At 36.0% G+C, this 13366-nt stretch carries 5 protein-coding genes and 7 tRNA genes; 9 read left to right on the top strand and 3 right to left on the bottom strand.

The genetic code is table 11. From position 1 onward, the window contains the following. Positions 1-203 precede the first annotated feature (203 nt). Both proB and M2098_RS09565 read left to right on the top strand, forming a co-directional pair. A complete protein-coding gene (gene proB, locus M2098_RS09570) occupies positions 204-983 on the top strand; it encodes a glutamate 5-kinase (protein ID WP_134171046.1) in 780 nt (259 codons plus the stop codon). Next, positions 976-2220 carry a glutamate-5-semialdehyde dehydrogenase gene (locus M2098_RS09565; RefSeq protein WP_280683908.1) on the top strand — a complete coding sequence of 415 codons (1245 nt, stop codon included), beginning with the start codon at positions 976-978 and terminating at the stop codon, positions 2218-2220. The genes proB and M2098_RS09565 overlap by 8 nt, the downstream gene beginning before the upstream one ends. A 50-nt stretch (positions 2221-2270) precedes the next feature. Here M2098_RS09565 and M2098_RS09560 read toward each other — a convergent pair whose 3' ends face one another. Further along, positions 2271-3455, bottom strand: a complete 1185-nt coding sequence (locus M2098_RS09560) for a hypothetical protein (RefSeq protein ID WP_280683910.1) — start codon at positions 3453-3455, stop codon at positions 2271-2273. Positions 3456-3583: 128 nt separating this feature from the next. Continuing rightward, a complete protein-coding gene (locus tag M2098_RS09555; protein ID WP_280683912.1) occupies positions 3584-4492 on the bottom strand; it encodes a diacylglycerol kinase family protein in 909 nt (302 codons plus the stop codon). Positions 4493-4638: 146 nt separating this feature from the next. Here M2098_RS09555 and M2098_RS09550 point away from each other — a divergent pair. From M2098_RS09550 to M2098_RS09520, 7 genes are all read left to right on the top strand, one after another. After that, a tRNA-Arg gene (locus tag M2098_RS09550) sits at positions 4639-4715 on the top strand. An 8-nt stretch (positions 4716-4723) separates the two neighbouring features. Further along, a tRNA-Pro gene (locus M2098_RS09545) sits at positions 4724-4800 on the top strand. A gap of 8 nt (positions 4801-4808) precedes the next feature. Beyond that, positions 4809-4885 (top strand) — tRNA-Met (locus M2098_RS09540). A 23-nt stretch (positions 4886-4908) separates the two neighbouring features. Further along, a tRNA-Ile gene (locus M2098_RS09535) sits at positions 4909-4985 on the top strand. Between the two features lie 22 nt (positions 4986-5007). Continuing rightward, positions 5008-5098, top strand: a tRNA-Ser gene (locus M2098_RS09530). A gap of 34 nt (positions 5099-5132) precedes the next feature. Next, positions 5133-5209, top strand: a tRNA-Met gene (locus M2098_RS09525). 3 nt (positions 5210-5212) lie between these two features. Continuing rightward, a tRNA-Phe gene (locus M2098_RS09520) sits at positions 5213-5288 on the top strand. A 302-nt stretch (positions 5289-5590) separates the two neighbouring features. Here the strand turns inward: M2098_RS09520 and M2098_RS09515 are convergent. Beyond that, positions 5591-13360, bottom strand: a complete 7770-nt coding sequence (locus tag M2098_RS09515; RefSeq protein WP_280683914.1) for an FctA domain-containing protein — start codon at positions 13358-13360, stop codon at positions 5591-5593. Positions 13361-13366 lie beyond the last annotated feature (6 nt).

Below are 13366 nucleotides of genomic sequence, written 5' to 3'. Positions count from 1 at the left end.
CATTATGAGAGTTGCGAATAATCTTTGTGTTGCTCATGTAATCACCCCTTGTGTAATACAAACATTGTATTACACAAGACACTACGCCGCAAGCAACGGGGAAATGCCCACGAATAGAGCTATGCTCTATTAATTATACATGATTTTAAATTGTTATCAAAGTGTGAATACGTTATAATTATGAAAAGTTGAGGTGGACAGAAATGAAACGAATTGTAATTAAAGTCGGCTCGAGTACGATTACGCACAAGAGCGGACTACTAAACCTAAAGAAGGTTGAAGAACTTACAAAGGTCATCAGTGATCTAAGTAACATGGGAATGCAAACCATTCTTGTCTCTAGTGGAGCAGTTGCTGCTGGAATGGGACGAATGAATATGAATGAAAAACCCGACTCTGTCCCCGAGAAACAAGCACTTGCATCTATTGGTCAATGTGAATTGATGTATATCTATGATAAATTCTTTTCACAATTTGGCAAAGTAGTTGCGCAAATGTTAATGACAAAGCGTGTGCTTGAAGTAGACATGCTTCGTCAAAATGCCATTCGCACATTAAATCAATTACTAAGTTATAACGTCGTTCCTATCATCAATGAAAATGATAGTGTTGCAACCGAAGAACTTGTATATGGGGATAATGATACGCTTGGTGCCATTACTGCAGAATTAATCCAAGCAGACTTACTTCTTGTATTAAGTGACATTGATGGCTTATATGATAAAAACCCAAATATGCACGCTGATGCAAAACTAATCCCAGTTGTAGATGAAATCACATGCGATATTGAGGCAATGGCTGAAGATACTTCAACGAAAGTTGGAACAGGTGGAATGATCACCAAACTTCAAGCTGCTAAAATTGCTACTGAAGCAAACTGCGATATGATTATTTGCAACAGCAAAGACTTGCGTGTAATTTATGATGCCGTCGAAGGAAAACAAGTCGGTACATTGTTCAAAAGGAGAAGTTCTTATGAATGAACTACAAACTAAAGGAAAACTATGTAAAGAAGCAAGTTGGGAGTTAATGAATCTTTCAACTGACACAAAAAATGAAATTCTTGCTGCAATTGCAACATCATTAATGAAACACGTTGATGATATTCTTGCCGCAAATGCCAAAGATGTTGAAAATGCAAAAGCAAATGGACGTCCTGAATCATTCATTGATCGTTTAACATTGGATGAAGCAAGACTGAGTGCAATTGTAAATGGTGTAAACCAAGTAATTTCACTAGAAGACCCAAGTAATAAAATTATCGAAACATGGCCACGTGAAGAACTATTCATCAGTAAGAAAAGTGTGCCAATTGGTGTCATCGGAATGATTTATGAAGCACGACCAAATGTAAGTGTAGATAGTGCATCACTTTGTTTAAAAAGTGGAAATGTTTGTTTCTTACGTGGAAGTAAAGATACTATCTATTCAAACATAGCACTTGTAAAAGCAATGAAAGAAGGAATCACAAACGCTGGATATAATGAGCACTTCATCGAATTACTTGAAGATACATCTAGAGAAAGTGCTACTGCATTTATGAAACTTAATGAATATTTAGATTTACTGATTCCTCGTGGAGGAGCAAATCTTATTCAAAGTACCATCGCAAATGCGACAGTCCCTATCATCGAAACAGGAACAGGAAACTGTCACGTGTATGTAGACAAAGAATTTGATGCAACAAAAGCACTAGCTATTATTGAAAATGCAAAAACACAACGTGTGAGTGTATGTAATGCTTGTGAGAGTGTTTTACTACATAAAGATATTGTAAATCCATTTGCACACAATCTAATCAAGATGTTGAAACGACACCATGTAATTATTCATGGAGATGAAATCATTCAAGGCTTTGATGATAGTGTTCTAGCTGCAAATGAAGAAGACTATGGAAAAGAATATCTTGATTATGAAATCAGTATTAAAGTTGTGGATGATGTCAATGAAGCAATCCGACACATCAACCACTATAGTACACACCATTCAGATGTGATTGTTACGGAAAACAGTGACAACATGGAAGCTTTCTTAAATCAAGTTGATAGTGCAGTTGTTTATGCTAATGCATCAAGTCGCTTCTCTGATGGAGAAGAATTTGGTTTTGGTGCTGAGATTGGTATTTCAACACAAAAGATTCACGCTCGTGGTCCTATGGGCTTAGAAGCACTAACAAGCTACAAATATATCGTTAAAGGTAACGGCACCATTCGTAAATAGAAAAAAAGCGAAATTGATCAACAACATGATCGATTTCGCTTTTATATGTTTTAGTAACTTTCGTATGTTTCTGAGTATCCGTCGTAATAAACGTATACCTCATCATCACCATCAACTACTGTATAGTATGCACCATAGATTGTCCAAGTACTTGTATCTTGCCCAGCAAGTTCATCGCTATCTGATTCAACTTTAATTTCTACTTCTTCACCAGCACCAATTGATCCTTCGTAAGAAATATCTGCATAATCAGCGTCGTATTCGTATTCAATTTCAATATCACCTACAGCGTATTTTGAGTCGTTTTTCACTTTCGCTGCAATGAATGTTTTTCCATTTTCTTCAATAACTTTTAAATCAGAAACAGCAAGTTCATCAATTTTCACGATTGCATCTTCACTAGCTGTACCACTCATTGAAAACTCATCTACAGGAACTTCAAAATCTTTCACATCATTGATTTTTGTAATTTTGATATCAAAGTATGCTTCGTTGATTTCGATTGCATCATCTGCTTCATCTTCATCAATCATGCTTCCCATTTGTTCTTTCATCGCATCTAACATTGGTTTTCCTAAGTCCATGTAAATACGTGCAAGCTCCCCACCATCTTGGTAGTACTCAACTTCTACAGGAACTTTAAAACCTTCACCTAACATTCCGCTAGCTGCATTGTCGCTTCCCATTGAACTTGAAAGTTCGCTGAACATTTCTTCATCAATTTCACCTTTTAATTTGTAGGTTTTTTTACCATCAACTTCACCAGTTCCATCTTTTTCTAACTTTAATTTACTTAAATCTGTAGCATCTGGACCAAGTGTGTCAGCTCCATTTATTTCTGTTTCTTCAACTGTCCAATCGTCACTATCTTCTTCTTTAGAAGCTGTGTACATTGAACCATCTTCTTCAAACATGTACATTTCCATAGATGTTTTTTCATTCATCCCTAATGCTTTAATTGTTACATCTGTAGTTCCATGTGCTTTGTTGTCTTTTTCGAAATAGTCCATATCCATGTCCATTCCCATTTTGACTGCCATTTTTGAACCATCAACATTAATTGCGACATCAATATTCATTTCCATATCTAAATGTCCTGATTCAATGTCTTTTGCTTTCTTGGCACCTGTTTCCATAATCTCTTCTGCGCTTGGTCCTGACGAACCTGAACATCCTGTCATGATCACAGAGAACATGACTAACATGCTCACAAATAATAATTTTACTTTTCTCATTGTTTCCCTCTTTCTTAAACACTAATACGTATCTATAATACGATTCTATTATTAGACACTCTATACATATTTTACACATAGATAGCTAAAATATCAAATCATCTTTACACAAAAAAGCTGCATGTTTCTTATGCAGCAGTTTCATTCTTTTTTGGTAAGTATAACGTAATTTGCTTTTCCAAGATTTCAATTATAGGATCTTTGACTTTAATTGTCTCACCATCCATATTCAATACAACTTCTTTCTTCCCCAGAATTTGCAATTTCTTGCATCGAAATTCTTTCACAAAATCAAAACTTCGATGTTCACCTGCTTTATATTTTTTAATTAATGTCATTACACGTAGGCGACTTAATGCATCAATAGTAATCACATCAATAAAACCATCATTAATTTTAGCATCAGGTGTTGGGTGAAATCCTCCACCATAGTAACTTCCATTTGCCGCAACAATAAAAATATAGTTCTTACAGTCAATATATGTATCATCAATTTTTAATGCTTGATGAAACTTCATCGATGCTAAGAAACTATTAAATACACTTAAGATATATGCAAATCCACCATTCACAAAAGGTAAGCGTTTAAAACGCGCAACCTTTTGCACAACGCGTGCATCAAATCCAACCGATGCAATATTCAAGCACACCCGGTTATTGGAATAGATTAGATCACATGGCAAATCTTGACCATCTTTATATCCCTCTAAATTTAAGAAATCATCTTTTGAGATCTTCTTGAAGAATTTGATAAAGTCATTTCCAGTACCAATTGGTATTAGGGCTAACTTTGCATTCTTATATTTATACATCCCATTTACTACTTCATTTATCGTCCCATCTCCACCACAAGCAAAGATGATCATTTCTTCTTTTGTTGATGCATGCATCATTGCAATTTCTGTAGCATGTCCTGGATATTTTGTATATTCAACAATGAAGTCTGTATCCTTAAAGACACTACGAATTTCATTATCCAATTTGACTTTACTCTTTTCTTTTCCGGCTTCTGGGTTTATGATAAAGATATATTTCATGGGTATATTCTCCTTAATTGTAGTGTAATCTAACCATTGAAAAAAGGCAAATAAAAAAACCCGCAGAAAATTATCGAAAAGTACTTGAAATGCAATATGATATTTGGTATTATTAGTAAGCATTGCGAAAGCAAGCGATAAAAAATGCGCCCGTAGCTCAACTGGATAGAGCGTCTGACTACGGATCAGAAGGTTGTGGATTCGATTTCTGCCGGGCGCGCCATTCGATATCGGGAAGTAGCACAGCTTGGTAGTGCACCTGGTTTGGGACCAGGGGGTCGCAGGTTCGAATCCTGTCTTCCCGACCATTATAAATGGCTGGGTAGCTTAGTTGGCTAGAGCATCCGGTTCATACCCGGAAGGTCGTGAGTTCGAGTCTCACTTCAGCCACCATTTATTATTTGTAGTTATATGCTGGACCCTTAGCTCAGTTGGTTAGAGCATCCGGCTCATAACCGGTGGGTCACAGGTTCGAGTCCTGTAGGGTCCACCAATATATAAAACTTAAGACATCTGGAGGAATACCCAAGTGGCTGAAGGGTCCGGTCTTGAAAACCGGTAGGTCGGGAAACTGGCGCCTGGGTTCGAATCCCAGTTCCTCCGCCATTATTATTTAAGTTTTATGATTTATTTTATTCATCGCGGGGTAGAGCAGTTCGGTAGCTCGTCGGGCTCATAACCCGGAGGTCGCAGGTTCAAATCCTGTCCCCGCAACCAAATGGTCCCGTAGCTCAGTCGGTAGAGCAAAGGACTGAAAATCCTTGTGTCGTTGGTTCGATTCCGACCGGGACCACCATTTGGAAAGAAAGTGTCTGATCAATATTGATTGGACACTATTTTTTTATTCTTCAACAATCACTCGTTTTATCACGTTTTATCACGTTTTATCACGTTTTATCATGTTTTGGCAGTCAAATGGCAGTCAAAATTACTTTTGATCAAAGCAATGTCTAATCTTATTGCATGTAAACAGCACATGAACGCATTATCGCTCATGGGCTGTTTTACATTAATCTTGTCATTTTACGCTGTACTATGTAAATACATTATGACACCACCAAAAGGCGCGAGTATTTTCACGCCTTTTTCAGTGTTTTTCTATTTTCTCTTTTTTGCTCTTGCGAATTTAAATGATGTTCCAGAAATTACTACACCACTTAGTAATAACATAAATAGATAGTATGGTGTATTGTTTGGATCACCTGTGTTTGGTGAAGTACTCGGACGGAATACCACTGGTTTATCAGGTGTCTTTTCATTCTCAAACATTAAGGATACGGCAGTTGTTTGATTTGCTTTGATTTCAAAGTTTATCTTTTCTTTATTTAATTGGTATCCTTTAGGAGCTTTCGTTTCTTGGAAATAATAGTTTCCTTCATCTAAATTAGCAGCCGAGATAACTCCGTTTGCATCACTCATAAGTTTTTCAGTTACAAGCGTTCCATCTGCTTTATATAAACTGAATTCAGCTCCTTCTAAAGCATTCTTAGAAGCAGAATCGATTTTATGTAGGACAACATCGCCTTTCGTGATAATTGCTTTGTATGCGTTAACAAAGCTAACTGATGGTGCATGTGTTAAATCTGTTCCAGTTTTTCTTTGAACAGCTAATGTTCCATCACCGTTATCAACAATTTCGTAAGTAGCAGTGTATGTAGTTGTATCGTATGTAATTCCATCAATACTTCCTGCTTTCTCAACAATCTTGTATGTATACGTTTTACCTTTATCTGCAAGTGTGTAATTCATTGTTTTAAATGTGAATGTTTCGCTTGATCCATTTGTTGGGTTGATAGTTTGTGTATCCACTAAAGTTTCTACACCACCTTCAACTTTGTATAGATCAAATGAGAATACATCTGTTGCAGTAAAGTTTCTTCCTGTTAGTGTTTTTGTTCCTGCAAAGGCAACACTTCCATTAGCAGCATATGTATTTGTAAATGTCACATCACTAGTTGCTGTTAAATCTGTTCCCGATTTTCTAGTTAAAAGCAATGTTCCATCACCATTGTCTGTGACTTCATATGTCGCTGTATACTCTGTTGTATCGTATGTAATTCCGGCAATATTTTCTACTTTTTCCTTTATTTTATACGTACGTAATTGATCTTTATCAGATAGTGTGTAATTCAACGTTTTAAATGTGAACGTTTCATTTGATCCACTTGTTGGTGTAATTGTTTTCGTATCAATTAATACATCCAATCCTCCAACTTTTGCATACAATTCAAATGTGAATGTATCTCCTGCTTTAAAGTCTCTTCCAGATAATGCTTTTGTTCCGCTGAATGCAATTGAAGCACTTGCTGCATATGTATTTTCAAATGCTACAGCTGTTGATGAAGTTAAATCCGTTCCAGATTTTCTAGTAGCTACTACTGTACCGTCTCCACCATCTTCAATTTCATAACTTGCTGTATATGCAGTTGTATCATATGTAATTCCAGCAATACTTTCTGCTTTCTCGACAATTTTGTATGTGTATGTATTACCCTTATCCGCTAAAGAGTAACTCAATGAGTTAAATGTAAATGCTTCATTCGAACCACTTGTAGGAGCAATCACTTTTGTTTCTAATAACGTATCACCTGAACCATCAACTTTGTATAGTTCAAATGAGAATGTATCACCAGCAGTGAAGTTTCTTCCTGTTAGTGTTTTTGATCCCGCAAATGTAATGCTTCCAACTGCTGCATATGTGTTTTCAAATTCGACAGCTGCTGCAGATGTTAAATCTGTTCCTGATGCTTTCGTAACACTTAATGTACCATCACCATTATCTGCAACTGTGTAATTTGCAGTGTATGCTGTTGTATCATATGTGATTCCTGCAATATTTCCTGCTTTTTCGACAATTTTATATGTATATGTTTGTCCTTTGTCAGCTAATGTGTAGTTTAACGTTTTGAATGTGAACGTTTTACTTGATCCACTTGTTGGAGTAATTGTTTGTGTATCAATTAATTGATCTCCTGAACCAGTAACTTTATATAGTTCAAATGTGAATGAATCACTAGCAGTAAAGTTTCTTCCTGTCAGTGTTTTCGTCCCTGCAAAGGCAATACTTCCAGTTGCTGCATACGTATTTGTGAATGTCACATCACTTGCTGAAGTTAAATCAGTTCCGGATTTTTTAGTTGCGCTTAATGTACCATTTCCATTATCCGTAATGTCATATGTTGCTGTGTACACTGTTGTATCATATGTTACTCCAGCTAACGTCTCCGCTTTCTCAACAATCTTATATGTATATGTTTTCCCTTTATCTGCTAACGCGTAATTTAACGTCTTGAATGTAAATGCTTCACTTGTTCCACTTGTTGGGTTGATTGTTTTTGTATCGAGCAATTGATCTCCTGAACCATCAACTTTGTATAGTTCAAATGTGAACGTATCACCAGCAGTGAAATTTCTTCCTGTTAGTGTTTTCGTTCCGGCAAACTTAATGTTACCAGCTGCACCATATGTATTTTCAAATTCTACTGCTGCTGCAGATGTTAAATCTGTACCTGATGCTTTTGTAACACTTAATGTACCATCTCCATTATCTGCAATCGTATAGTCTGCTGTATACACTGTTGTATCATATGTAACACCAGCTACAGTTCCTGCTTTTTCAACAATCTTATATGTATATGTTTGCCCTTTGTCAGCTAATGTGTAATCTAACGTTTTAAATGTGAACGTTTCACTTGTTCCACTTGTAGGGTTAATTGTTTGCGTATCGAGTAATTGATCTCCTGAACCAGTAACTTTGTATAGTTCAAATGAGAATGTATCACTAGATGCAAAGTTTCTTCCTGTTAGTGTTTTTGTTCCTGCAAAGGCAATACTTCCAGTTGCTGCATACGTATTTGTGAATGTCACATCACTAGTTGATGTTAAATCTGTTCCTGACGCTTTCGTAACACTCAATGTACCATTACCGTTATCGGTGATTGTATAGTTTGCTGTGTACACTGTTGTATCGTACGTCACTCCCGCTACACTTCCGCTTGTTTCAACAATTTTGTAAGTATATGTTTGTCCTTTGTCAGCTAATGTGTAGTCTAACGTTTTAAATGTAAACGTTTCACTTGTTCCACTTGTTGGGTTGATTGTTTGTGTATCAAGTAATTGATCTCCTGAACCAGTAACTTTATATAGTTCAAATGTAAATGCATCACCAGCAGTGAAGTTTCTTCCTGTCAGTGTTTTTGTTCCACCAAAGGCAATGCTTCCAGTTGCTGCATATGTATTTGTAAATGTTACAGCTGTTGAAGAAGTTAAATCAGTTCCTGTAGTTTTTGTAACACTTAGTGTACCATCACCATTGTCAGTAATTGTGTAGTTTGCAGTGTACTCTGTTGTATCATATGTTACTCCAGCTATGTTTTCGATTGTTTCTTTAATCTTGTATGTATATGTGTTCCCTTTATCTGCAAGAGTGTAATTCAATGTCTTGAATGTAAATGTTTCACTTGAGCCTGTTGTAGGTAAAATTGTTTGTTTATCTAATTGAATTTCTGATCCACCAACAACACCAATTAATTCAAAACTATATATATCTCCTGCTTTAAAGTCTCTTCCCGTTAATGTTTTAGATCCCGCAAATGTAATATTTCCACTTGCTGCATATGTATTTGCGAATGTTACGTCACTTGCAGATGTTAAATCGGTTCCTGATTTTTTTGTTGCACTTAATGTACCATTTCCATTGTCAGTAATGTCATATGTTGCTGTGTACTCTGTTGTATCATATGTCACTCCAGCTATGTTTCCGATTGTTTCTTTAATCTTGTATGTATATGTTTTACCTTTATCTGCTAACGCGTAATTTATCGTCTTGAACGTGAACGCTTCACTTGATCCACTTGTAGGAGTGATTGTTTTTGTATCGAGTAATTGAGTTCCCGAACCATCAACTCTGTATAGTTCAAATGTGAATGTATCGCCAGACGCAAAATCTCTACCTGTCAGTGTTTTTGTTCCGGCGAACTTAATATTACCAACAGCACCATATGTGTTTTCAAATCCTACTGCTGCTGCAGATGTTAAATCTGTTCCTGATGCTTTCGTAACACTTAATGTACCATTACCGTTATCTGTAATCGTGTATGATGCAGTATATTCGGTTGTATCATATGTTACTCCAGCCACAGTCCCTGGTTTTTCGACAATTTTATATGTATATGTTTGTCCTTTGTCAGCTAATGTGTAGTTTAACGTTTTAAATGTAAACGTTTCACTTGATCCACTTGTTGGGTTGATTGTTTGTGTATCAATTATTTGATCTCCTGAACCAGTAACTTCATATAGTTCAAATGTGAATGTATCACTAGATGCAAAATCTCTACCTGTTAGTGTTTTTGTTCCTGCAAAGGCAATACTTCCTGTTGCAGCATATGTATTTGTGAACGTTACATCACTTGCAGATGTTAAATCTGTACCTGATGCTTTCGTAACACTCAATGTACCATTACCGTTATCCGTAATTGTATAGTCTGCTGTGTACACTGTTGTATCATATGTAATTCCTGCAATGCTTTCTGCCTTTTCAACAATCTTATATGTATACGTTTGACCTTTATCAGCTAATGTGTAGTTTAACGTATTAAATGTAAACGTTTCACTTGATCCACTTGTTGGGTTGATCGCTTGTGTATCGAGTATTTGGTCTCCTGAACCTGTAACTTTATATAGTTCAAATGTGAACGTATCACCAGCAGTGAAATTTCTTCCTGTTAGTGTTTTTGTTCCACCAAATGCAATACTTCCAGTTGCTGCATATGTATTTGTAAATGTTACATCAGCTGCAGTAGTTAAATCTGTTCCTGAAGTTTTTGTAACACTCAGCGTACCATCACCATTGTCAGTAATTTCATAACTTGCTGTATATTCATTTGTTGCATATGTTACACCTGAAATGCTTCCAACTTCTTCTTTAATCTTATATGTATACGTTTTTCCAGCATCTTCTAGTGTATAGTTTAGCTTTTTAAATGTAAACGTTTCACTTGACCCACTTGTTGGAGTAATTGTTTTTGTGTCTAATAGTGTTTCAAATCCACCAACAACACCATATAATTTAAAGCTATATGTATCTCCTGCTTTAAAGTTTCTTCCAGTCAATGTCTTGGTTCCTGCAAATGTAATATCACCAGTTGCAGTATAAAGTTTATTCTCAATATCTCCAATATCTACAGTCGTTACTCCATTAGAGTAATTCTCATCTAATGTGAATGTATATTTCTCATTAGAAACTGCATATGTACTAGGAGCTACAACCTCTTTGAAATAGTAGTTTCCTGCATCTAAACGTGAAACACGTAGTTTCCCTTTATCTGCTCCAGATCCAATAACTTCTAATGCGTCTGTTCCTGTACTGTCGTGGAAATACCAATCTTCACCTGCAATTTGTGTTTTTGTAAATCCAGTAACCTTTGTTGCATTGTTGATATCTGAATCATACTTATACAATTCAAACACAGCACCTGCTAATGCATCTTTTGTTTTTTCATCAACTTTCTTTAATTCCACAGATCGAGGAACGTTATTCAATAACTTGTAAGTAATAGCTGTACTTGATATTTTAAACTCAATTGACTGATTTTGTGTTTGGTAGAATCCATCTGGTGATGCGACTTCCACTAATACATAATCATCTTCAGCAAGTTTCGTGATAATGAATCGCCCACTACCATCTGGACTTGAAATTTCTGTATCTGTTCCACCAGGAGCATATTCATATTTTCCATCTGCATATTTGAATGTTAATGGCGTAGTCAAATCCGTCTTTTTATAAACTTTGAATTTAGCATTTCCTAAACCACCATGAATCGCAGAATCATCATCTTTTGACGTACTGTTTCCATATAAGGAATCCGCTTTGTAAATAACCACGTCACCGTTTACTGGTTTAGCAGTAATAGTTCCACCCCAACTGTTTAAGGCTTCTGCATTTTGACTGTTTTCTGTCCATCCACCACTTATTTTGTATCCGTTACTTACTTTATCAATTGCTCCAGTTTCAGCTTGTGTTACTTTTACACGAGTTGTAGCTGTTGCCTTAAAGTTAAGCGCAGGACGATCCACTTTATAGTATTCAAGAGCCTCATCACAAGCTTTAACCAATTGTTTCCATTCTTTTAATGTAAACTTAATTTTTGCTGATGATTTATCTTGAATCGGTGTATCATCTGTTGCAGTTGGATTTTCGTCAATCAATAATTGTGCATCTGCTTTAATAGTCAAAATTTGCGTTTTTAAATCCGCTAAAGATGTAAAATCACTTACTTTCAAATATGAGTTATCACCTTTACCTGGAGAACCAAAATTCACAATCATACGCTCTCTTTGATGACCATACCCATCAGGTTCTGTAACTACTGTCCAAGATTTATTAGTTGCGCGTACTGTTGCCTCAACTGCTTGCATATCTGCATCTGTATTACCAGCCGGAGCAATATACTGCATTCCTCCGTTTTGACTATCTGACCCACCTATCAAAACCTTATAATTCATACTAAACGCTTCAAACGTTCTGTTCGAATCACTATCACGTAAATAAATTGGTGCTGTTAACCGAACAGAAACACCATTAACTCGCCATGTCTCCGCAGGGAAGGCATTGAACGTTTGATGATAATCCACATATTCTTCAAAAATTAAAGGTTCATAATCGTATGGTGTATTGATATCGAATTGATGAGAAGCATAATCACTTATCACTATGTTCCATTGAATAGTTTTTGAACTATCTTGATAGCTATTAAACACTTTCGATGAAGGTCTTGGACCATCTTGAATTACCCCAGGGTTTTTACTATCAGGCTTATCAACCCAATCAATCTCCGCAAAAGTTTCTCCTTTGCGATCAATAACAACTTTATCTCCCTTTTTACCACCACTAAATCTTGCATCACCTTTCATATTACCTTGTATATCGGTCATTGTAGGTAAGTCAACCTCTGTATCTGGTTCAAATGTGATTACATAAAATAAAGTATATGTGCCATCGTTATTGTCCACTTTTTCAACAGTTCCAACTGCAAGTTTTTTATTTAGATTTGCATCAATTAAGTCTTTCTCTCCAAAATTCAAACTATCTACTAACGCTTCTGATGCATTCAATGTTATTAGTTCAAATTTAATGTAATCCCCAGCTTCATAACCCTTTGCATTCGGATCTTTTATACCCCAATCCATTTGATAATAAATTGCAGGATTACCAAAAGTTGCCCATTCAACTTTACTAGAACCTGTTTTACTTCCATTAACCTCATGATACACTTCATGTTTTTCTGCACCATCATACGTAGCCATTTCCAAAATAAGTTCCTTGATTATAAAATCGTTTGTTACATCCGTTCCAGGCGTACCCTTGAAATATGGTGTAATTGCTTGTTGTAAAGCCAATGTCTTCGTGTATGTTGTATCGTTGTGGTCTTTAAACACTAAGTTTGCATCTTTATCCGTATTTACTTTTGCATTTACACGCAAATTTCCCTTAAGTACTGCATTTTCATCTACTGCACTTTGCTTAATGTTAAATACAATCTTTTGATTTGTTACATCCACAACTGCAGTTCCCACTTCAACTCCATCTGTGTTTGTTAGTGCTGCTTGCAGCGCATCAACAAGTTGTAACTCCTCTGGAAAGTATAGTCTCTTTTCTGACAATGCATCTTCATCATTTGTCAGATCCCATGAGAGGTCCACACCTACCATTTCATCTTTTTTAAACAGCTCAGATTCATCATCATGTGTAATGTTGATTTGAGAAATCCATTCTGTTTCTTTAGCTAATACATTTGCATACTCACTTCCTGTGAAGTATGTAGCAATGAGTAACGTAAAAGCTAAACATAATTTTGAAAGTTTCTTCATAGTTAT

This window comes from Breznakia sp. PFB1-19 (assembly GCF_029893935.1).
In the GTDB taxonomy this organism is placed as follows: Bacteria; Bacillota_I; Bacilli_A; order Erysipelotrichales; family Erysipelotrichaceae; genus Breznakia; species Breznakia blatticola.
The sequence above is the reverse complement of the archived record's forward strand: the minus strand, read 5'-3'. Positions and strand labels throughout refer to the sequence as shown.

What these genes read in the sequence shown, in the direction of transcription:
- proB (WP_134171046.1), top strand. Translation starts at nt 204, where the DNA reads ATGAAACGAATTGTAATTAAAGTCGGCTCGAGTACGATTACGCACAAG.
- M2098_RS09565 (WP_280683908.1), top strand. Translation starts at nt 976, where the DNA reads ATGAATGAACTACAAACTAAAGGAAAACTATGTAAAGAAGCAAGTTGG.
- M2098_RS09560 (WP_280683910.1), bottom strand. Translation starts at nt 3,455, where the DNA reads ATGAGAAAAGTAAAATTATTATTTGTGAGCATGTTAGTCATGTTCTCT.
- M2098_RS09555 (WP_280683912.1), bottom strand. Translation starts at nt 4,492, where the DNA reads ATGAAATATATCTTTATCATAAACCCAGAAGCCGGAAAAGAAAAGAGT.
- M2098_RS09515 (WP_280683914.1), bottom strand. Translation starts at nt 13,360, where the DNA reads ATGAAGAAACTTTCAAAATTATGTTTAGCTTTTACGTTACTCATTGCT.